Raw genomic sequence first — 21,026 nt, 5'->3', positions numbered from 1 at the left:
TTCTGCCCTGCGATTACCAGTGAGACTTTACGTCTCATTGCTTTTCGTCTTCTTTTTTGTTCAGTTTTCAAAGGTCAGTTTCTTTTGCTGCGAAAGCGTTTTGTCCGCATCAGCAACGTTTATAAATATACCAAGATTTTTGCCTTTCGTCAATACTTTTTACAAAGTTTTTATGATAAATATGGAATTATTTTCTCAGCAAGTGTTTTATAGGCTTTTCCTGAGTTGCTTGAAGAGTCAAAAAGAGCTGATACATAGCCGTTTCCGTTTGGTTCTGGTTGTTCTATTGGCATTTGTATTAAAAGTTGTGTTTCTAGGTCTGCAGCTACTTTTTCTCCGCCGCCTTGTCCAAATACTTTTAAAACTTGTCCATCTTCTAAGGTAAGGTACGACATATTTTCAATTACGCCGATGATTTTATGGTTATTTTTTGCTGCCATGTATCCTGCTCGTGATGCAACTGAAGCGGCTGCATAGTGCGGCGTGGTGACAATAAGTTCATTGCATTTCGGGATAAGCGTGTGGATATCTAGCGCAACATCCCCTGTTCCGGGTGGTAAATCGATAAGTAAGTAATCTAGTTTCCCCCATCTTACTTCTTCTAAAAACATTTTGATCATTTTGCCTAGCATTGGTCCGCGCCAAATAACTGGTTCTCCTGGTTCTACAAAGAAATCCATGGAAATCATTTGGATACCGTGCGTTTCGACTGGAATGATTTGGCCATTTTCTTTGCGGGGTGATTCTGTTGTCCCTAATAGTACAGGGATGCTGAATCCATATATATCCGCGTCTAGTAATCCTACTTTTTTCCCTTGTTTAGCTAGGGCGACGGCAAGATTAGCGGACACAGTTGATTTTCCAACGCCGCCTTTACCACTCGCGATTGCTAAAAATTTCGTTTCGCTAGATTCGGAAAGTATATTATCTCTTGCTTGGAAAATACGGTCAATCACTGCTGCCGGTAAGTATTCCAGCTCGATATTTATTTCATTTACACCAAATTGGGTGAGAAGTTCTTCTATATTATGAACAAAATGATCCGTTTCTATTGCTGGATCAGCTAATGCGATTTTGATGTTCGCTGTTTCTTCAAGTACTTGTACTTCTAAAATACCTTCTGTTTCCTCTAAGCTCGCTTCTAAAACAGGATCTTGTAATCGGTATAGCAATCTAGTAATTTGTTGTTCGTTTAACATATATAAAAACCTCCAAAAATGAATGCGCTGACATACTGTTTATTATAGCATGGCTGTTTTATTTTTTCACATATTGCTTATTTCTTCTTTATAAAAACAATTTGAAGGGATTTTCACAAAATTTACATATTTACGATTTCGCAGTTTAGTCGTTGTGCGCCAATCGCTTTGGGAGTTTAGATGTTTTTCGTCATAGAAATGTAATAGTTTTTACAACTTATTTATTGATACTATAGTGGCAGATATATATAAAGGAGTGCATTGAAATTTGAACAAAAAGTTTATAAAACCAGGGATTATTCTGCTGATAGTGGCATTTTTAGTCGTTTCTATAAATGCTGGTGCAGAAACAGGAGGTAGTCAAACTGCTCAAGCTGATTTAACTACTTCGCAACAAGCGTTTATTGATGAGATTTTACCAGCGGCTCAGGATGGATATCGCGATGGTAAATTGCTTACGAGTGTAACGCTTGCGCAAGCTATTTTAGAATCTAATTGGGGCGAAAGTGGTTTAAGCCAGAACTCCAATAACTTGTTTGGTATTAAAGGAACTTATAAAGGCAATTCGGTTTCAATGGGTACAATGGAAGCATCCGGCTCAACTACGGCTAACTTCCGCGTTTACCCGAGTTGGAAAGAATCGATAGAAGATCACACTGCTTTAATTACCGAAAACAGTCGTTACCAAGGCGCTGTTGGTGAAACTGATTACCGTAAAGCATTGCAAGCTATTAAAGACGGCGGCTATGCGACTGACCCGGATTATGTTTCTAAATTAGTAGCCATTATTGAGCGTTACAATTTAGATCAATATGATGTTGTTTACGACAAAATCGAATCCAACCAGGCCCTAGCCGCTATCGGCACAGTAGCTGAGAGCAAAGAACAAGAAGTCATTTGGTCCGCACCATACAATACTACAAATGCTAGCGAGCTCGGTACTTTGAAAAATTATACTGGACGCAACCTAGAAATTTCTTGGGAAGCTAAAACGGAAAAAGGCCAATGGTACTTTATTCGCGAAAACAACAAAGATATCGGTTGGGTGAATAGCAATGCGCTTAACCTTAGTTATCACCAGAAGGACGCAGAAAATGTGGCACTCACAAAATATGTAGATGATTTAAACGCTCATATTTACCGTCTGCCTAATCCTGAAAAACAATTCGATAACGGCACTATCGCAAAATATGATAGAAAAGCCCTTCAAGCCGGCAAAAAAATTACGCGTGACGGCTATGCTTGGTTCCAACTTTCAGAAGGTGGCGAAGTAATCGGATGGGTTCGCGCTGATAAGTTGAATGATCGTTTGTATGACCGCATTACGGAACAAACTTCTTATGACGGCTATGCCACAGTTAGTAAATCAGTAACTGACAACGTATGGACTGCACCATTCAACACAAAAAACGCAGAAAAATTAGCACCACTTGCTGATTATGGCGATGAAAAATTAGAACTTGTAACTCGCGCTAAAGTTGGAAATATCCTTTGGTACCAGTTCAAGTTAGATGGAAAAATGGTTGGCTGGGTTAGTGAGAAAGACTTAAATATCTTTTACACTCCCGCTGAAGAAAAACCAGCTACACAAGTCGTTTATGTACAAGATCCAACAGCAACACTATACAACAAGCCAGTAGAAGCAACGAGTACTAAATCAAAAGCAGTTGGTTTCTACTATGGGAAACTTTTAGTAGTGGATCAAACAGCTACTATTCTAGGCGAAGATTGGTTGCATATTAAAGACAGCCACAGTTCATTAGGTTGGATTAAAGCTATCGACATTAACGGATAATAAAAAACGAGGTTCTGCACTTACGCAGACCTCGTTTTTATTTATACATTTAGTTTGCGACTCGCCATCCATTTGACCATTTCTGGATTGGCATGCGAGAAAAATTGGCTTTCACCTTGGTTTAAGCTCGCAATTTCTTTTTTATCTGCATCGGTTAACTCAAAATCAAATACGGCTAAATTTTGAGCCATTCTCTCTGGTTTTACAGATTTTGCTAGGACGATGATATCTTGTTCTACTAGCCAACGTAAAATTACTTGAGCAGCAGATTTATCGTATTTCGCTCCAATTTTTGTTAGAACTGGATTGTTAAAGATATCATTTTTACCTTCCGCGAACGGCGCCCATGCTTCTACTGCAACACCTTCTTTTCGCAAAACCTCGAGATTTCCGGTTTGTTGTTGGAAAGGATTGACTTCAATTTGGTTAACTTGCGGCGTTACATCATTGAAGGCAGCTAGGTCAATCACTCGATCCACGCTGAAATTCGATACGCCAATCGCCCTAATTTTACCTTCTGCCTGTAATTCTTCCATCGCCATCCATGCGCCGTAAACATCATTAAAAGGTTGATGAATTAGCAGCAAATCAATATAATCCACGCTTAAACGTTTTAACGACCGGTCAAAGGAACTCATGACACCTTTATAACTAACATTTTCTACCCAGATTTTCGTTGTAATAAATAGCTCTTTTCGATCCACGCCAGACGCCGCAATTCCGCGACCTACATCTTCTTCATTCATATAACTTTGCGCAGTATCGATATGACGATAGCCCGCAGTAATCGCATCTTTGACCGCTTGCTCCGCTTCGTTTGCATCGGGAATTTGATAAGTTCCAAAACCAAGAATAGGTACTTCTACACCATTATTTAATCTCACTGTTTTCATCTAAAATTCCTCCTATTAGATTTAAAATTTGTCCCGTTCCCATAATTTTTCTACATTATCCGCTGTCAATTCGCCTGTTTTAAACTGGGCAATGTGGCTATCGTAAGTATCAATTTTGTAAACAAGTAAATCTCTGACCTGCTTCATCTCGGTTAATTTTTCGTCTAATTCTTTTAGTTGGTCAATCAAAACTTGTTTCTGCGCCGCTTCGACATTTTGCGTTTCTCTAAGTTGGGCAAGTGTGGCAAACTCAATTAAAGATTCCACCGACAATCCCGCATTCCGCAATTTTTTCACGAGATAAACCCAGTTCAAATCACTTGTTTTGTAATCCCGGTAACCACTTTCGTTACGATGGACTGGCGGAATAACACCAACCCGCTCATAGTACCGCAACGCATCTACCGTAAGTCCAAACATATCGGCCGCTTGCTTGATATTCATCATCCATCACCTCGTTTCGTTCTTTACATATAGAATTATAAACCTTGGAGTTCACACCAAGGCAAGGGTTTTAGTTTTATTTTTTTGAGGAACGAAAAAACTCTCTGCGGGTGAGAGAGTTTTATTTATTTAGTAGGATGATTTTTTGGACGTATTTTGAGTCTATTTGGGCTGGAAAGGTTTCTTGGATTGGGAAGTTTTTTGTTAAAATGATTTTTACATTGTCATTTTTGTTTAGTTCGGTTAGTTTTATTTTGTTTCCTGTTTCGTCGTAGTATTTGTTGGCGATTTGGAAACGTATGCTGGATTCTGGGTTCGTTTCGTCGTTTTTTTCTTTGAAGTCTTTGATTAAAATTGATCCTGTTTCTACTTGTTCTATCGTGCCTGTCGCTTCGGTGGTTTGTGTTTGTTTTTGGGTGGTTGAGCATGCTGTTAGGAGGAGTGCGCAAAAAATAAAAATGATTGAGGACTTTTTCAATGTGGTGGTCTCCTTTTTAAACTTTTGTAGTCATTTTTAAAATCTACTAAGAACTGTTTTATGAAAACATTTGTTTCTTAGACATTTGTATTCAAAATAACATAGCTCTAAAACGCACCTGCTACACCGAAATGGCGGCGGAGAGTTTTGTTAGCATTCAAAATAACATAGCTCTAAAACTGCTCAATTAGTTGCGAATGGCTGTTTTTAGTTTTGTTAGCATTCAAAATAACATAGCTCTAAAACTTAATCCGGAAAAAAATCGAAGCAAATGGAGTTTTGTTAGCATTCAAAATAACATAGCTCTAAAACGGACACAATTTCAAGAAGCGCATTAGTCAAGTTTTGTTAGCATTCAAAATAACATAGCTCTAAAACCATTTGAACGTGGCCAAGGCATATCATCAGGTTTTGTTAGCATTCAAAATAACATAGCTCTAAAACAGGAACATGCGCCACAGCACCAACTTTTTTGTTTTGTTAGCATTCAAAATAACATAGCTCTAAAACTGATCACTTTCCAACCGTTTTGACGTGCCGGTTTTGTTAGCATTCAAAATAACATAGCTCTAAAACTCTTCGCTCTTTTTAAGATTGTATAGCCAGGTTTTGTTAGCATTCAAAATAACATAGCTCTAAAACTATTAGACTGGATAAGTTCAAATGATGAAAGTTTTGTTAGCATTCAAAATAACATAGCTCTAAAACTTATCGTCATATTTAAAAACTTTTATTAACGTTTTGTTAGCATTCAAAATAACATAGCTCTAAAACATACTTATCGAGGGAGATTAATTAAAGGAGGTTTTGTTAGCATTCAAAATAACATAGCTCTAAAACAGCTCAACCGCAACACGTGAAGGAGAATGAGTTTTGTTAGCATTCAAAATAACATAGCTCTAAAACGAAAGAAGCGTTTTAAATAATCTATTTCCAGTTTTGTTAGCATTCAAAATAACATAGCTCTAAAACTTTTCTCGTCTCTGGTAGACTTCCTAGAATGTTTTGTTAGCATTCAAAATAACATAGCTCTAAAACAGGCAGCAGGGTCGCCCTCGTTAATTACGGGTTTTGTTAGCATTCAAAATAACATAGCTCTAAAACAATTAGTTGTGTCATACAACCGATACTTAAGTTTTGTTAGCATTCAAAATAACATAGCTCTAAAACTTGACGAGGGGCGTTTAAGCCTAGATGGGCGTTTTGTTAGCATTCAAAATAACATAGCTCTAAAACGATTCATAAAAGATTGCATGTAATATTTCAGTTTTGTTAGCATTCAAAATAACATAGCTCTAAAACCTCAACAGGCACTTCAAATCGAATTTTTAAGTTTTGTTAGCATTCAAAATAACATAGCTCTAAAACGTTCATTTCTTACAAAAACATAAGTGATGAGTTTTGTTAGCATTCAAAATAACATAGCTCTAAAACCGCATGGTTAAAGCTATCGACGAGGGACGTGTTTTGTTAGCATTCAAAATAACATAGCTCTAAAACCTCGTAGAATTTTTTATCCTCCAAGATTCCGTAATCGCGCTACTTATCCATAGCAAGATTTCAATTTTGAATGCTGCTTTAATAAATTAATTAAACTATATTTTATTTTCAAAGAACGTCCGGTCCTTAAACACCATTTTCCACATGCAGAAAATAATCCGAATCCAGAATAACCTGCGAAAAGCCGTCTGTTTTTCTAGGTTCAATAAACAAAACTTTCACTTGATACAAAGAAATATACCGTCTTAATTCTACCAACTCTTCCTTTGTAAGATAAGCACATACATTAATAAAAACTAACAATTTTTTCTTTGATAAATATTTATAGACTTGTACAATTTCAATTAATTTCTCAAAAATTGTATCACTTTTAGTTTCTATTTTTATTCCTAAAGCTTTAAATAATTCAATAACCGTGATTTCATCTTCTTCTAAATCTAGTTCATGCTCCAATAGCTCGTAACCTATTAACTCGCTAATTGTCGCAGTTAACTTATCAATCATTGATTTTACTTCGGGCTTTTCATTAAGTTGCTGCTCTAAATCAGCATAAATTAATTTTAACGTTGCAGCAGAATTGATATCGTGGCCTAATATATCTGTAACCAACATCAATTCACTACTTTTTAAGGGCTGCTGTTTCGCGTTGAAAACTTTTAATTCCTCTGTTTCATCATATTGATAGAACAACTTTGCAACATTTGCAAAAACACGTACATCTTCTATCACAAATATGGTCGAATCCTCAATTGTTATAGGCTCATCAAGTAGTTTAAAATTAAAATTCATCGATAGCATCTCCTAAGAAAATGAGTCTGGCATCTGAATTACCTACACTTTTATTCTGTTCACCACTTAAATATACCATACGTGCAAACTGTTTTTCGGTAACAGTCAATAGCGTAATCAGGCCTTTTTTAGGATTTTGTTGTTTCAAGCGCGCGAGCATTGCCTTACTAGCAGTTCCATTTAATAAAATTTTACTATAAACGGAATATTGATGCATAATAAAACCCTCGCTCAGTATAAAGCGTCGAAATTGACGGTACGCTTTTCTTTCTTTGGCTGTGTCTGTCGGCATATCAAACATTAATAACATTCTCATATATCGATAACTCATATCCTAAATTCAGGAACTCCTTCCCTTTCTTCATTTAAGACTTTTACTATTTTTTTCGTGTAATCACTAGCAATATTTGTTAAAAACATATGCTGATCATTATAGTCAAACTGCTTGTTGAATAATTCAAATAAGGAGCGTTTGATTACTTGAAAATCCTCATTTCGCTTTTCATACACAATTTGATCCACTAGTGGTCTAAAAGGTTCCATTATATCACTGGCGAAATTGAAGTCATTAAATTGATTAGAATGCTTTAAACCAAATTGCGTCATACACCCCGATTTCACCAATTCTCGCGCAAAAACACTCAACAATAATGTATAGCCATAATTCAGCCCACTATTAATATCATTTTCTTGTTCCCTCGTAAAATCATTTCCAAAAAGCTGATTGAAATATATCCTAGCTGCATGTCCTTCCCGATTAGTTGGATCAAATATCTCTAAAGTTTCATGTAACTTTATTAATGAATCAGCTTTTTCATCGTAATTCAACATCGATAAAAACGTACTTTGGTTTAAGATTTTCTGAGAAATAATTTCTGTCCATACCTCGGACTTTAATTCAGAATCCCATCCCATTTGCTTTGATAATTGCAAACTACTATCATGTCGACCATAAAAAGGAAGCACCTTTCCAATAGGCAGTCGCTTGTTATCACAAAAGAGAATCAAAATATTTTCAGCTACTAAGCAGTTGATTAACATAGTCGTCAGAGTAATATCTGTTGTTTCTAGTATGAGAACATCAATTTCTGATAGATGAATCATTTCATGTTGATAGGCAGATTTAAAAACAAGATGCTGGTTTTTGTATGATAATTTCGAGTGTGAATTTACAACAACTGTCCGCCAGCCCATTTAATCATCCAGCCTTTTTCGCGATTCATATAACCCTGTGATTGATTGGTAGATGATGGTGGAGTTTAATAGTTCTTTAAGATTGTTATATCTTTTACGCTCAATTTTAGTTTCAAAAAATTTAAAACTTGCCGGTGCTCCCATCGCATTAAATACCATTAAATTAATAAAAGATTGTGCAATAGCCTGGATATCGCCCTCTTTATTTTGCTCAAAAAGCTTCGTAAGTTTGTTTAAATTAGCATCGGCTAATGTATATCTTTTCGCAAATTCTGATATATGTGTTAGTAGTTCACCAAACATTTCTCTATGACTTTCAATATAATCAAGACTTTTTCCATCACTTGCCTCGCAATTTTTCGCATGGTATAGCAGTGCTACTAGATGATTTGGCAAGACCTGCTGATTTCCTTTTTGAGCTTCATTAGCACCTGAAAGCATTCTTCGGCGCCCTTGTTCACATTCATATAACGCATACTTCGGTAATTTCGTTAGCACTTTAGGCCGATGATACCCCTTTCCTTCTAAGAAAAATTTCTCATCTTTTTCAAATGCCTTACGTTCCATGATGTTAATTTGAATTAGTTTTTTCTCAATTGTTACCTTCTTCTTTTGCTTTTCATGTTCAATGATGATTGCGTAAGCCATATTAGAACCCTCGAAACCACCGTATTTTATTGGATTCAAGTTTGTTTTCGTAGGAATTAATTTACTGGAATCCCCTCTCGGTTTAGGATTCTGATTTGAAAATTCGCCTTTTTGAATTTCTGTTTTCTTAACAATATTCATTTGTCGATAGTTAAGAACTTTCTTGATAGTTTCCAGATACTTTTTATCCCAAAGAATCTCACCATTTTCATCTATTATTCGTTCTTTTTGTGCAAAGAACAGCATAATGTTTGAATAAAATTGTTTTTTCGCCGTAGCTCTATTTGCTTTAAACCAATCAAATTGATGATATTCACCGTAAACAAATTCTGGTTCTAACTGCGGGTATACTTTTAATAACGTATTAGCGACAACGCCATTTAAATATGCATCGTGTGCGTGGTGATAATCATTAACTTCACGCACCTTGTATAATTGAAATTGCTTGCGGAATTGGCTAACCAACGCGGATTTCAATGTTACAATCCGAACCGGCTCCACGGTATTTTCATTGTCATCAGTTTTATAATTAAAACGTTGATGTAAAATATTGGCCACGTTCTTCGTTATTTGACGAGTTTCTACTAATTGTCGATGAATAAATCTCGCTTTATCTGCTTCGGTAAGCCCGCCACGTTCAGCTTTAGTTAAATAATCAAATTTACGCTTGCTCATCAAATTTCCTTGGTATAACTTCTCCCAAAATATTTTCCTCTTTTGAACGATATCTAGCGGCGGAACATCATCCCCTTTTTCTCGGTTTCCAGCCGAACTCGTCAATACAAGATTATCAATGGAATTATCTGTTATAAAACTCTGGGGCACGATATGATCGATATCATAGTTAGAAAGATTATGAATATCTAACTCTTGTCCAGTGTACATATCCTTCCCATTCTGCAAATAATACAGATACAGTCTATTATTTTTTAATTCTTGATTATCAGTCGGGTGTTCTTTCAAAATTTGGCTACCGAATTCTTTGATAGCTTTTTCTAATGATTTATAACGCGGCTTAGAATTATTTTTCCCTTTATTTGTTGTTTGGTTTTCTCTTGCCATTTCTACAACAATTGTTTGAGGTGGGTAGCCCATTACACTAACCAGTTCGTCAACAATTTTCAAACTTTGCAGGATACCTTTTTTAATAGCGGGACTACCAGCAAGATCCGCTACAATACTTTGAAGGTCTTTATCAGTTGTAGATACTTGCTCTTTCTCGATAATTGATTTGAATGATAAATTACTATCATTTATTAATTGCATCAGATTGCGATTTAGCCCATCGTCATTCATCAAATAATCTAAAATAGTAAGATGAGATTGTTTATCACGAATTCCAACAAGTAACTTAGCTGACAATCTTCCCCATCCTGTATAATGTCGTCGTTCTAATTTTTTCAGAACTGTTCCATCCAAAACATCAGAGAATTGCTGTAACTGCTCTTTAATCATACGTTTATCTTCAAACACAGTTAAAATTTTGACTATATCTTCTAGCATGTCCGTATTTAGTGGGTTATCAAGAATTTCTTGTTTTATCCCTACCTTCAGTAAATCATGATAGGTAGCATAACTAGCATTAAAAGAGTCCTCCAAACCTTCAATGGTTGGACTTTCAACATGGTTTATATTGCGTAAAAATAACTCCAAATCTTTCTTTTTCACTTTACGTTTTTGCTTAAATAAGTCATTAAAAATCTGTTGTTTTTCCTGCCCTGAAAAATAGTTCGTTTTCCCTTGATCATCAATGTATCTGATTTTGGTTAGCTCATTATAAACCATGTATTTTTGATAACACAAACTATGTTTAGGTAACACATTTTCTTTAGGCAAATATGTATCTTTATTCGTCATCTTCTCAATGAAATCTACCGCAGACTTGCCGAAATCTACTTTTTCTTCTATATTCCATGGTCTAATTTCACCGTCAGCTTTTCGAGTTAACCAAGCGAATTCACTTTGCCCTTTAGCTAAGGGACCTACAAAATAAGGAATCCTAAATGTTACTAAACTCTTTATTTTTTCATAGTCTTCTCTTAAAAAAGGATAATATTTGGCTTGTTGATGTAAAATTGCCTCTAGTTCTTCCAAATGTAGTTGGTGCGGAATAACGCCATTATCAAATGTCCGCTGTTTTCGTAAAAAGTTTTCTTCTTCTATTTTAGCAATAAAATAATCTGCGCCTTCGATTTTCTCTAATGTTGCTTTCATATATTTATAAAAATCTGCTTGCTTTGTTTTACCGCTTATATAACCTGCGTAGCCATGTTTTTCGGTATCTTCAAATATTTCATCATATTTTTCTGGCACATAAGTTCTAACAAATTTTTTCATTTTTTTCAAATCTTCTTTATGGTTTTCAAAACGTTCAATCATGCTAGCCGACAATTTCGCTCTTGTCGTTGAATCAGTAACCGTAATAATATTCGATAACACAACAGCATTATAGGCATTTTTTGCTGCAACAAAGACTTCAGCAAACTCATCTCCAATTATCGCTAACAAGGATTCTAAATCTGTATCATAAGTATCCTTCGCACAATTAATATCTTTTTCTTCATGCAGATTAAAATGTTTTTTAAACTTCCCAGTACTACCTACAATTATATTTACGAATTGTGCAAAGACTCCTGTAGTTTTTTCCCCTGGATATAAACTTAAGATTTTATCTAGCTTATCTTTTCGCGTAAACTTTCCTGCAAGAATTTGAGCTACTTCTTGATTTTTTTCTGTTTTTTTGAGTGAGGCTTCTTCGATGTCATTTGCAAATACTTGATTATATATCTGTAGAAATTGCTTAAACATTTCATCTATAGAAGTGTTTTTAGTATCAAGTGCACCTTCAATCAAAAAGTGTCCTCGATATTTTATAATATGAGATAAAGCTAAATAAACTAGTCTCAAGTCTGCTTTTTTCTGGGAATCAATTAATTCTTTTCGTAAGTGATAGATTGTTGGAAAATCTTTGTAGTAAGCAACTTCCTCCTCTATTGTTCCAAAAAAAGGATGACGATTATACTTTTTATCGCTTTCGACATAAAAACTTTCTTTCAATCGGTTAAAAAAGTTATCATCTACTTCATTCATCTGTATTGCAAAGATTTCTTGTAAATAAGAAATACGATTGCGCCTTCTCTCTATTCTCCTTCTAGCCGTTCTGCTCTTTCTTCTCACTACTGCTGTTTCGCCTTCCTTAAACAGTCTAACACCCCAGAAATTCTTCTTAATCTGTTTTTTCTCTGAGTCTCCAGAAATTTTCATTTTTCTCTTCACTAAATCATACTGATCTGATAACACTGCCCATCCAACCGAATTCGTCCCTATGTCTAAGCCAATCGTGTACGGTTTTTTCATTTTTTTCATCCCTTCAACAATTTTTAGTTGCATTCTTTTTATAATTTGGTACAATGTATATATTGTTAGTATTCAAAATAACATAGCAAGTTAAAATAAGGCTTTGTCCGTTATCAACTTTTAATTAAGTAGCGCTGTTTCGGCGCTTTTTTTGTGTAGTTTTTTCTATCTTTATATTGCAAAGTATCCTTATTTATCTCTTTGTCTAATTATTATGAACCTTTAATTATTATAACATGTTTTTATAGATTTGTTATAATAATCACAATGAATTATTGTTCTTTTGCATCTAGCTATACAAAGACCTAAGAATATAATTTAAGTTTAAATAAAAAGAACAAACCAATTTTAAGTGGTTTGTTCTTTTAGTTTTTCCTGAAAAATTAATTATAGACCTGCGCTTACTAACATCATGATAAGGCGCCTTTTTTATTTTGACCTTTAGGGGGCGGCATATTATGTTACCCTTAAATACTCTTCTACCTTCTTCTTTGGTGCTGGAATAAGCTCTTCTTCAATTTCCACATGTTCATTTCTAATGCCCGTATACAAACATTCATCACAAAATTTAACCAGTATATCCTCTCTACTGACCATTGTTGTTAATCGTAAATTACTATCATTACAGCTAGGACATAACTCCTCCGTCATATAAGCACTTAAATCCCATATCAATGATGAGACTTGATTAGAAAGTTCTTCTTCATTTAAACCTTCTATAACCTTATTTGTATAAAAAGGGATGGCTATTTCAAAATTGTCATCAGAATGTCCTAGAATTAAACTTGTAGAATCAAGTCTCGTTATTGCATCTAGGTAATCTAAAGATATATATTTCGAAAACACAGTATAATACTTGTTCACATATTCAATAAGATCATCAAAGAACATGTTCAAATTATTGATTTCAAACTTATTGTAAATCGCTAAAATATCTTCTTTCATATTCTCCTCCTAAGGCTTAGGTACAGGATAAGTAGTAATTATATTGCCTGCTTTATCCGTGATAACCTTTATCCATGTTGTTGTTTGACCGCCTAAGCTAGGCTTAACAGTCCCCATATTTTTGCCTATATCTATTACTCTTTCAAAGTCTCCAGATTCTATCTGCTTTACAGGTGTTTTTACAACTTGTTTTGATTGCAGTATATTTTTTAAATCTGACTCAGGGATTGTAAACTGCCCTGCATTTTTCGAAGGATTATAATGTCTATTTCTGACGTGTTTCATCCCCGCATTTTTTGACGGGCTAAATCTAGTCGGGTTTTCTGCTAAATTTACTCTTGATTGCACAATCCCAACATTAGGTTTTGGAATATCAGCTCCACCAACTCCCTTATCTTTAAACGCCTGCTGCTTCTCCAAATTTTCTAACGCACTTTTCGGCAGCTTAATCTTTCTTCCTTTGTATTTGCCTCCAACATACATATAAACTAAACCTATCGTGATTCCAAAACTCTGCGCTTTGCTTATTTCCTGACCAGTAATGGGGTCTTGTCCTTTTTTGAGTGCATTAACAACCGCGTTAATTTCTTCTGCGCTTTCGGTTGCTTGATTGGAGACTTTGGGTATTTCTCCTTTTGCTACAGCATCATTGTAAGCGGCTGTTGCCTCTGCATCTATTATGCCACCTTTAAGTAAAATGTGAGTAGCGCCATTCCACCTGATTTCATATTCATTAAAATTATACTTTTTCTTTTTAGGCAAAAACTTCTGCAGTATGTGAAACTTATTGGTATCTAACTTACCTATATTATATGTACCTGTTTGACTATTAAATGTAACGTTATCGGATAGTTCTCGAACTGCCTTCCCCGCGCAATAAACAAGCTCACTAAATGAGTCAAAAAAACGGCCATGACTCTGTTCAAAAGCAATGTAGCGTTCTAAGATTTTTTCTTGCTCCAAGGCATCCGTGAATTGGGTGCGAAGCCTTTGTTGTTCACCTTCATATAATGTTCCTGTAGAAGCAGATATTCTTTGCAAGAGGTCTTCTTGTTTCCGTTTAATTTCAGCTAATCGAAATATTGCTTCTTGCAACATTTCTGCATCGATTCGGGCGTTATATGAAGAGTCTACTTGCTCTCCAAACTCACAAATATAACACTCTAGCCTTTCTTCACTTTCATTCAGTGCTTCGATAAGACTTTTACAAATAACAGAATAAGTTTGATCGAAATAGGCTTGAGATGTTTCAATTGCTTTCCCTTTCAAACTGGCATCAGTCGCATACGCTTTCGCAACTTCTTGCACTTTTCCAAGCATTCTTCTTGCTTCATCATTACTACTTTTCAAGTTATGTAGAAATCTGTTTAATTCTGCGATGTCAATTCGACTCAACGAGCATCTGCCCCTTGTATCGTGACATGTATTGTTTTTCTCGTTTCATGTGTTTGCACCCTCTCTTTTGATGTTTATAATCTACTTTTATTATAACATTCACAAACAGTATGACTCCAATAATACTAATTAACTTGTACAACTCTTAATTCATTTGCACCCTCTTCATCAATTTAATCTCACTGCAAAATAGCCACTTACATTACTTTTCCTCTATGTAGTTTCATCAAACTATGCTAAAACTAAAACAAAAAAAGCATCCCCCTCCGAAAAGGGAAATGCTTTGAAACGACATATTAACGTTTTGAGAACTGAGGTGCACGACGCGCGCCTTTAAGTCCGTATTTTTTACGTTCTTTCATACGAGGGTCACGAGTAAGTAGGCCAGCAGATTTAAGTGCTGGACGGTACTCAGGAGCCACTTGTAATAGTGCACGAGCTACACCATGACGGATAGCACCGGCTTGACCAGTGTAACCACCACCGTGAACGTTTACTAGTACATCATAGTTACCTAAAGTTTCTGTAGCTACTAAAGGTTGTTTGATAACTTCACGAAGAGCTGCAAATGGGATGTAATCTTCCCAGTCTCTATTGTTAATAACGATTTTGCCGTCGCCTGGTACTAAACGTACGCGAGCTACAGAGCTTTTACGACGACCAGTTCCGTAATATTGTACTTGAGCCACTTAGTATTCCTCCTTTATTAATTAACCGCGTAATTCGTATACTTCTGGTTGTTGAGCTGCGTGTTCGTGCTCAGATCCACCGTATACGTGTAATTTTTTGAATAATTGACGTCCAAGAGAATTTTTTGGAAGCATACCTTTGATAGATAGTTCTAATAATCTCTCAGGATTGTTTGTACGCATTTCGCCTGCAGTACGAGATTTCAAACCGCCTGGATATTGAGAGTGACGGTAGTAAATTTTGTCAGTAGCTTTTTTACCAGTAAGACCAATCTTACCAGCGTTGATGATGATTACAAAGTCTCCAGTGTCGATATGTGGAGTAAATTGTGGTTTGTTTTTTCCGCGAAGAATTGAAGCAACTTCACTGGATAAACGTCCTAAAGAAACACCAGTAGCGTCGATAACGTACCATTTACGTTCTACTTCGCCGGGTTTCGCCATATAAGTTGTACGCATGAATTACCCTCCTAAATAAATTGAAACAAATTAGCTCCCGAAAACTGTTCCTAATTCCCGAAATGCTATTCTATATTTTTATTGTTTAAACACAACAACCTTCCGGGGCTTATTGTGGGGCAAACAATACCATAGTCCATAATACAGTTTTTAGCGCAAAAAGTCAATGCGTTCTGCAAAAAAACATCCAAATTTTATTCGTAGTCAACTCGCCATAAATATAACCCTTGTGGTGGCGCAGTTTTACTAATTAATTTTTGCCGATCACGTGCTAATAAAGCCTTCGAAATATCATCCGGAGAGATTCGACCTTGCCCTGCATCGAGCAGAGTTCCAGTCAAAATTCGCACCATATTATACAAAAAGCCATTGCCTTGAAAAGCAATCACTAACGTCTCGTCGTCCTCTTCATAAAAATCAATACTATAAAGCGTCCGCACTTTCGAATCCCGCTCCGTCCTTGCCGAACAGAAACTAGTAAAATCATGCTCACCAACTAAACGCTCGCTCGCCAACTTCATTTTCGAAAGATCTAATTCATATGGATAATGTAGCGCAAAATTCCGACTAAAAGGATCAAAAATCTTCGTCCGTTTTACCACATAACGATATTCTTTTCCAACCGTACCAAATCTCGCATGGAAATCAGCAGAAACTTCCTCCACCGTCAAAAAACTAATATCAAATGGCGTCATGACTTGCAAAGCTTTTTGAAATTTGTCTGCCGTAATATCGAGTTCCGAATCGAAATGAATTACTTGGCCTTTTGCATGAACGCCAGTATCAGTTCTTCCCGAAGCGGTAATCCGAACATCCTTGCCTTTATGCATTTTTTTCAGCGCTTTTTCAATTTCTGCTTGGACCGTCCGCGTATTCGGTTGCACTTGATAACCGTAAAAGCCGCTGCCATCGTAAGAAATTATCGCTTTATATCTTGTCATTCATTTCAACTCCGCAACCAAAATAATAATCCACTTAACACCGCTAAAGAAATTAATAAGAAAGTATCCGCAAATCGCCAGCGCAGTAAACGGAATCTCGTTCTCCCTTTACCACCGCGATAACCACGGGCTTCCATCGCAATCGCCAAGTCTTCCGCACGCTTGAACGCACTAATAAAAAGTGGCACGAGTAGCGGAATAATCGCTTTAATCCGGTCACTCCATTTTCCACTCGTAAATTCAACCCCACGAGCTTTTTGCGCTTTTAAAATTTTCTCCGTTTCATCCATCAATGTTGGAATAAATCGTAAAGAAATACTCAGCATTAAAGCAAGTTCATGTACTGGTAAATGTACTAAACGGAACGGCGCTAAAATTTTCTCCAGTCCGTCTGTTAGTTCGATTGGGCTTGTCGTTAATGTTAGCAGCGTCGTCATAAAAATGATTAGTACAAAACGGCAAAACATCATCGCTCCATTTGCCAGCCCAAGTGTCGTGATTTGTAAAAGTCCTAAATCAACTAAAACCGTCCCGCCTTTCGTAAAAAAGACTTGCAGTAATAGCGTAATTAAAATAAGCCAGAAAATTGGTTGTAAACCTTTAATAAAAAATAAAAATGGCACTTTCGAAGTTAGGACTAAATACAAAACATAGGCAAACATCAGCGCGTACGTTAGCCAATTATTTGCTAAAAAGACAATCGCGATAAACGCCATAACTGCAGTGATTTTTGCGCGCGGATCAATTCGATGTAGCCAAGAATTTCCCGGAATATAACGTCCGAGAATCATTTTATCCATCATAATTATGCCCCGCCCTTCGCTAAGTAAGGCGCCATTTCAGTTGTTAATTCATCAATAGTTAAACATGTCTTCGTTAATTTCACGTCAAATTTGCGCTCGAAAAGTCCTTGAAATCTAACTACATCTGGCACAGATAAACCAAGATCAACCAGTTCACCTGGCTTCGCAAAAATTTCACGCGGCGAGCCAATTTGCAAAACTGTCCCAGCTTTCATTAAGACAATTTTCTCCGCATAGCGCGCAGCATCTTCCATACTATGCGTGACAAGGACCGTCGTTAGCCCTTTTTCTTTATGAAGGTTGTAGAACATTTCCATGATTTCTTCGCGGCCATGAGGGTCTAGTCCTGCTGTCGGCTCATCTAGCACAAGAACTTCTGGGTCCATCGCCAAAACACCAGCAATCGCTACCCGGCGCATTTGCCCACCAGAAAGTTCAAACGGCGAACGCGACAAAATTTCTTCGGTCAGCCCGACTTCATAAATCACTTTTTTAGCGCGTAGTTTCGCATCTTCCTCGGAAACCCCAAAGTTCATCGGCCCAAAGCAAATATCCTTTTCAACCGTTTCTTCAAAAAGTTGTGCTTCTGGAAATTGGAACACAATCCCGACTTTTTTACGTAAATCACGTAGTTTCTTTTGCTTCACACCAGCAACGATTTCTCGGTCACCAACCGTAATTTTACCTTCTGTCGGCATTAAAAGAGCATTCAAGTGTTGCAGCAAAGTCGATTTCCCCGAGCCAGTATGTCCAATAATTGCAGAATAGCTACCAGAATCAAAAGAAACATTCACATCAAGCAATGCTCGCTTTTCAAAAGGGCTATTTTTTTGATAACAATAACCTAGTTGTTCGAGTTTAATTTCCATAATTGATCGAGTAATGCTCCTTCCGATAGCACGGTACTTCCTGTTTCAAAGCCACCTGCAACTAATTTTTCTTGTAATTCAATAATAAATGGAACTCCTAGGCCAATTTCTCGCATTGCATCTGCTTGCTGAAAAATTTCTTTCGGCGTGCCTTCACTATGAACCTCACCTTTATTCATCACAATTACCCGATCTGCAAAAAGGACTTCATCCAAATCATGCGTAATCGAAATAACCGTGATATCTTCTTGCTCGCGCATAATCCGAATCGTTTCCATTACTTCGGCGCGCCCCCTTGGATCAAGCATAGAAGTCGCCTCATCCAAAATAATCACATCCGGTTGAAGTGCCAGAACACCCGCAATTGCGACACGTTGCTTTTGTCCACCAGAAAGTCTCGCTGGTTCATGTAGCGCATAGCTTTGCATCCCAACTTCATTCAAAGCCGACTCCACTCGTTCCACCATCGTATCATGTGGAACCCCGTGATTTTCAAGCCCGAACGCGACATCATCTTGCACAGTAGCCCCAACAAATTGGTTATCCGGATTTTGAAAAACCATCCCAACTTGTCGTCTAATATCCCATATATTTTTTTCAGACAAAACAAAGTGCCCGATTTTAATTAAGCCATCTTCCGGAAACAGTAAGCCGTTGAGTAATTTCGCAATAGTGGATTTCCCTGAACCATTGTGCCCAACAAGCGCAACCCATTCACCTTTTTGAGCGGAAATGGATACATCTTTCACTGCATATTTGTCCGTATCTTCATATTTATAAAAAACGTGCTCTAATCTCACAAAACTTTCTGTCACACCTAACACCTCACTTTTTGACCATTCATTGTTTATTATAGTATAAACATCCATCCGGCGCAAAATTTCCTTTTTGATTGTTTTGCTTTAATGCGAAAGGGAATATATTAACGTTAAGGATGTGATAACTATGTTAGCAGATTTTATTTTACGACTTGTTGTTGCGGGCCTCCTTGGAGCAGTTATTGGACTTGACCGGGAAATTAGAGCGAAAGAAGCTGGATTTCGGACGCATTTCTTGGTTTCTTTAGGTAGCGCTTTGATTATGATCGTCTCTCAGTACGGTTTTTCCGAAATTGCCACCATGCAAAATGTATCGTTTGACCCTAGTCGTGTCGCAGCCCAAGTGGTAAGTGGTATCGGCTTTATTGGCGCTGGTACGATTATTATCCAAAAGAAATTTGTACGCGGGCTAACGACAGCGGCTGGGCTTTGGGCTACTGCTGGCATCGGGCTAGCTATCGGCGCTGGGATGTACTGGATTGGGATCGCCGCAACTTTACTAACGTTGATTGGCTTAGAATTTCTCAGTATCATCTTCAAATCATTCGCCTTTCATACAACCGCGATAATCTATTCCACCGACAAGCAGGAAAACCTCGTGAAAGTTACTGACCAGATTCAACAAAATAAACAACAAATCGTTTCGTATTCTAGCGAGAAAGAACTTATTGGCGAAAGTCTTTTTATCCGTGTAAATATTGTTGTAAAAACAAAGAATAAGAACGACGAATATGAACTATTTCACTTTATCCAAGCACTTCCTAATGTAACTGTGGAAAAAATGGAGTAAACAGGGCTTTTCCAATGATTTTCACACGTTTTTGTTCACAGAATATCCATTTACTTCCAGCTTCTCCATTTGCTATAATTCACCCGTCAGCACAAACTGAATAGAGAGAAGGGATGAAATGAAAAACTTTGTAACCTCAGAGCGTTCGATTTTCGAGATGGAGAAATCAACGAAACCTGTGATTACAGTGAAGGACGGTTCTGTAGTAAAAATAAAAACAAAAGACTACTTCAACGGCCAAATTCACAACGAGCAACTTCATTACGGGGAACTAGATTGGAAGCAATTTTCGCCTACTACCGGACCAATCTATATTGAAGAAGCACGACCAGGGGATTTATTAGCTATTACAATTGAAAAAATTGAGCTCCTAGGGACGGAGGTCTTTTTGCTAAATGGACCAAATATTGGTATAACGGACGACTTATTAACAAGTAATTGTACACGACGCTACCCAGTGGAAAATAACCACATTGTTTATTCAGACGATATTCATATTCCAATAAAGAAAACAATTGGTTTACTAAAAACAGAATCATTAAACACATCTAAATTACCTACAAAAAACGGCGGCATACTCGATTCTTCTGAAATCACCGAGGGCGCAACAATCTTTTTACCCGTCGATAAATTTGGCGCTTCTCTCCATGTCGGCAATGTTCGGGCAACAACTGGCTTTGGAAAAACAACAGCAACTAGTGCCGAGGCGCCAGCAGAAGTCACTTTACGACTGCAAATTCTTAAAAATCGGACCGCGCCAACTCCGACAATTATTCATAACCACCATTTAATTTGCCTAGCTTCAGATCTCACTATCGAAAAAGCTACGCAAAAAACGATGCGTAATATGATAACTTTACTTACGGAATCGGACTTAATGACAACCGAAGACGCGATGTTCTTAATTTCTCTTCAAGCCGATTTCCAAGTCTGCAAATTATGCAAGCCAAATATCACTACAAGCATCAAATTACCTTTAGATTATTTTCCAGAAATGCCGTTTTTATAAAAGAGAAACCC

At 36.8% G+C, this 21,026-nt stretch carries 19 protein-coding genes and 1 CRISPR repeat array; of the genes, 3 read left to right on the top strand and 16 right to left on the bottom strand.

Features of this window, described 5'->3' with window-relative positions:
* Positions 1-170 precede the first annotated feature (170 nt).
* On the bottom strand, positions 171-1,199 hold the full coding sequence (locus tag HCJ30_RS09620) for an Mrp/NBP35 family ATP-binding protein (protein WP_185391950.1): 1,029 nt from the start codon (positions 1,197-1,199) through the stop codon (positions 171-173).
* A 268-nt stretch (positions 1,200-1,467) separates the two neighbouring features.
* Here HCJ30_RS09620 and HCJ30_RS09615 point away from each other — a divergent pair, with 268 nt between their 5' ends.
* Entirely contained in the window at positions 1,468-2,994 is a 1,527-nt protein-coding gene (locus tag HCJ30_RS09615; protein WP_185391949.1) for a GW domain-containing glycosaminoglycan-binding protein, read from the top strand.
* 41 nt (positions 2,995-3,035) lie between these two features.
* Here HCJ30_RS09615 and HCJ30_RS09610 read toward each other — a convergent pair whose 3' ends face one another.
* The 15 genes from HCJ30_RS09610 to HCJ30_RS09540 all read right to left on the bottom strand — a co-directional run bounded on the left by HCJ30_RS09610 (position 3,036) and on the right by HCJ30_RS09540 (position 19,213).
* Positions 3,036-3,887, bottom strand: a complete 852-nt coding sequence (locus HCJ30_RS09610; protein ID WP_185391948.1) for an aldo/keto reductase — start codon at positions 3,885-3,887, stop codon at positions 3,036-3,038.
* A gap of 21 nt (positions 3,888-3,908) precedes the next feature.
* Entirely contained in the window at positions 3,909-4,331 is a 423-nt protein-coding gene (locus HCJ30_RS09605) for a MerR family transcriptional regulator (protein WP_185391973.1), read from the bottom strand.
* A gap of 121 nt (positions 4,332-4,452) precedes the next feature.
* Complete coding sequence (locus HCJ30_RS09600; RefSeq protein ID WP_185391947.1) at positions 4,453-4,809, bottom strand: hypothetical protein; 357 nt, start codon at positions 4,807-4,809, stop codon at positions 4,453-4,455.
* Between the two features lie 144 nt (positions 4,810-4,953).
* Positions 4,954-6,309: a CRISPR direct-repeat array (repeat unit 36 nt; unit sequence GTTTTGTTAGCATTCAAAATAACATAGCTCTAAAAC).
* A 126-nt stretch (positions 6,310-6,435) separates the two neighbouring features.
* Positions 6,436-7,098 carry a type II-A CRISPR-associated protein Csn2 gene (gene csn2 / locus HCJ30_RS09595; protein WP_185391946.1) on the bottom strand — a complete coding sequence of 221 codons (663 nt, stop codon included), beginning with the start codon at positions 7,096-7,098 and terminating at the stop codon, positions 6,436-6,438.
* Positions 7,088-7,429, bottom strand: coding sequence for a CRISPR-associated endonuclease Cas2 (cas2, locus tag HCJ30_RS09590; RefSeq protein ID WP_003733027.1), 342 nt, complete (start codon positions 7,427-7,429; stop codon positions 7,088-7,090). The genes csn2 and cas2 overlap by 11 nt, the downstream gene beginning before the upstream one ends.
* Positions 7,426-8,292, bottom strand: a complete 867-nt coding sequence (gene cas1, locus HCJ30_RS09585) for a type II CRISPR-associated endonuclease Cas1 (RefSeq protein WP_185391945.1) — start codon at positions 8,290-8,292, stop codon at positions 7,426-7,428. The genes cas2 and cas1 overlap by 4 nt, the downstream gene beginning before the upstream one ends.
* Positions 8,293-12,297 (bottom strand): type II CRISPR RNA-guided endonuclease Cas9, encoded by a 4,005-nt coding sequence (cas9, locus tag HCJ30_RS09580; protein ID WP_185391972.1) that lies wholly within the window; start codon positions 12,295-12,297, stop codon positions 8,293-8,295. It abuts the gene before it with no gap.
* Positions 12,298-12,753: 456 nt separating this feature from the next.
* Positions 12,754-13,242, bottom strand: coding sequence for a hypothetical protein (locus HCJ30_RS09575; protein WP_185391944.1), 489 nt, complete (start codon positions 13,240-13,242; stop codon positions 12,754-12,756).
* 9 nt (positions 13,243-13,251) lie between these two features.
* The gene (locus HCJ30_RS09570; RefSeq protein ID WP_185391943.1) at positions 13,252-14,637 is read right to left on the bottom strand and encodes a T7SS effector LXG polymorphic toxin; all 1,386 of its coding nucleotides are present in this window, start codon (positions 14,635-14,637) and stop codon (positions 13,252-13,254) included.
* Between the two features lie 296 nt (positions 14,638-14,933).
* Positions 14,934-15,326, bottom strand: a complete 393-nt coding sequence (gene rpsI, locus HCJ30_RS09565) for a 30S ribosomal protein S9 (protein ID WP_003726075.1) — start codon at positions 15,324-15,326, stop codon at positions 14,934-14,936.
* 21 nt (positions 15,327-15,347) lie between these two features.
* Positions 15,348-15,785 carry a 50S ribosomal protein L13 gene (gene rplM / locus HCJ30_RS09560; protein ID WP_008948835.1) on the bottom strand — a complete coding sequence of 146 codons (438 nt, stop codon included), beginning with the start codon at positions 15,783-15,785 and terminating at the stop codon, positions 15,348-15,350.
* A 194-nt stretch (positions 15,786-15,979) separates the two neighbouring features.
* On the bottom strand, positions 15,980-16,726 hold the full coding sequence (gene truA, locus HCJ30_RS09555) for a tRNA pseudouridine(38-40) synthase TruA (RefSeq protein ID WP_185391942.1): 747 nt from the start codon (positions 16,724-16,726) through the stop codon (positions 15,980-15,982).
* A 5-nt stretch (positions 16,727-16,731) separates the two neighbouring features.
* Positions 16,732-17,529 (bottom strand): energy-coupling factor transporter transmembrane component T family protein, encoded by a 798-nt coding sequence (locus tag HCJ30_RS09550; protein ID WP_023548321.1) that lies wholly within the window; start codon positions 17,527-17,529, stop codon positions 16,732-16,734.
* Positions 17,530-17,531: 2 nt separating this feature from the next.
* On the bottom strand, positions 17,532-18,398 hold the full coding sequence (locus tag HCJ30_RS09545) for an energy-coupling factor ABC transporter ATP-binding protein (protein WP_185391941.1): 867 nt from the start codon (positions 18,396-18,398) through the stop codon (positions 17,532-17,534).
* Positions 18,374-19,213, bottom strand: coding sequence for an energy-coupling factor ABC transporter ATP-binding protein (locus HCJ30_RS09540; protein WP_185391940.1), 840 nt, complete (start codon positions 19,211-19,213; stop codon positions 18,374-18,376). Before HCJ30_RS09540 ends, HCJ30_RS09545 begins: the two co-directional genes overlap by 25 nt.
* A gap of 130 nt (positions 19,214-19,343) precedes the next feature.
* On the opposite strand from HCJ30_RS09540, the gene HCJ30_RS09535 reads away from it, so the two are divergent.
* Both HCJ30_RS09535 and HCJ30_RS09530 read left to right on the top strand, forming a co-directional pair.
* Entirely contained in the window at positions 19,344-20,006 is a 663-nt protein-coding gene (locus HCJ30_RS09535; RefSeq protein ID WP_185391939.1) for an MgtC/SapB family protein, read from the top strand.
* A 118-nt stretch (positions 20,007-20,124) separates the two neighbouring features.
* Positions 20,125-21,015, top strand: a complete 891-nt coding sequence (locus tag HCJ30_RS09530; protein ID WP_185391938.1) for an acetamidase/formamidase family protein — start codon at positions 20,125-20,127, stop codon at positions 21,013-21,015.
* Positions 21,016-21,026: the final 11 nt, after the last annotated feature.

This window comes from Listeria cossartiae subsp. cossartiae (assembly GCF_014224155.1).
Lineage (GTDB): Bacteria > Bacillota > Bacilli > Lactobacillales > Listeriaceae > Listeria > Listeria cossartiae.
Note: the sequence above shows the minus strand (reverse complement) of the source record. Positions and strands in the feature narration are given on the sequence as shown.

What these genes read in the sequence shown, in the direction of transcription:
- HCJ30_RS09620 (WP_185391950.1), bottom strand. Translation starts at nt 1,199, where the DNA reads ATGTTAAACGAACAACAAATTACTAGATTGCTATACCGATTACAAGAT.
- HCJ30_RS09610 (WP_185391948.1), bottom strand. Translation starts at nt 3,887, where the DNA reads ATGAAAACAGTGAGATTAAATAATGGTGTAGAAGTACCTATTCTTGGT.
- HCJ30_RS09605 (WP_185391973.1), bottom strand. Translation starts at nt 4,331, where the DNA reads ATGAATATCAAGCAAGCGGCCGATATGTTTGGACTTACGGTAGATGCG.
- csn2 (WP_185391946.1), bottom strand. Translation starts at nt 7,098, where the DNA reads ATGAATTTTAATTTTAAACTACTTGATGAGCCTATAACAATTGAGGAT.
- cas2 (WP_003733027.1), bottom strand. Translation starts at nt 7,429, where the DNA reads ATGAGTTATCGATATATGAGAATGTTATTAATGTTTGATATGCCGACA.
- cas1 (WP_185391945.1), bottom strand. Translation starts at nt 8,292, where the DNA reads ATGGGCTGGCGGACAGTTGTTGTAAATTCACACTCGAAATTATCATAC.
- cas9 (WP_185391972.1), bottom strand. Translation starts at nt 12,297, where the DNA reads ATGAAAAAACCGTACACGATTGGCTTAGACATAGGGACGAATTCGGTT.
- HCJ30_RS09575 (WP_185391944.1), bottom strand. Translation starts at nt 13,242, where the DNA reads ATGAAAGAAGATATTTTAGCGATTTACAATAAGTTTGAAATCAATAAT.
- rplM (WP_008948835.1), bottom strand. Translation starts at nt 15,785, where the DNA reads ATGCGTACAACTTATATGGCGAAACCCGGCGAAGTAGAACGTAAATGG.
- truA (WP_185391942.1), bottom strand. Translation starts at nt 16,726, where the DNA reads ATGACAAGATATAAAGCGATAATTTCTTACGATGGCAGCGGCTTTTAC.
- HCJ30_RS09550 (WP_023548321.1), bottom strand. Translation starts at nt 17,529, where the DNA reads ATGATGGATAAAATGATTCTCGGACGTTATATTCCGGGAAATTCTTGG.
- HCJ30_RS09545 (WP_185391941.1), bottom strand. Translation starts at nt 18,398, where the DNA reads ATGGAAATTAAACTCGAACAACTAGGTTATTGTTATCAAAAAAATAGC.
- HCJ30_RS09535 (WP_185391939.1), top strand. Translation starts at nt 19,344, where the DNA reads ATGTTAGCAGATTTTATTTTACGACTTGTTGTTGCGGGCCTCCTTGGA.
- HCJ30_RS09530 (WP_185391938.1), top strand. Translation starts at nt 20,125, where the DNA reads ATGAAAAACTTTGTAACCTCAGAGCGTTCGATTTTCGAGATGGAGAAA.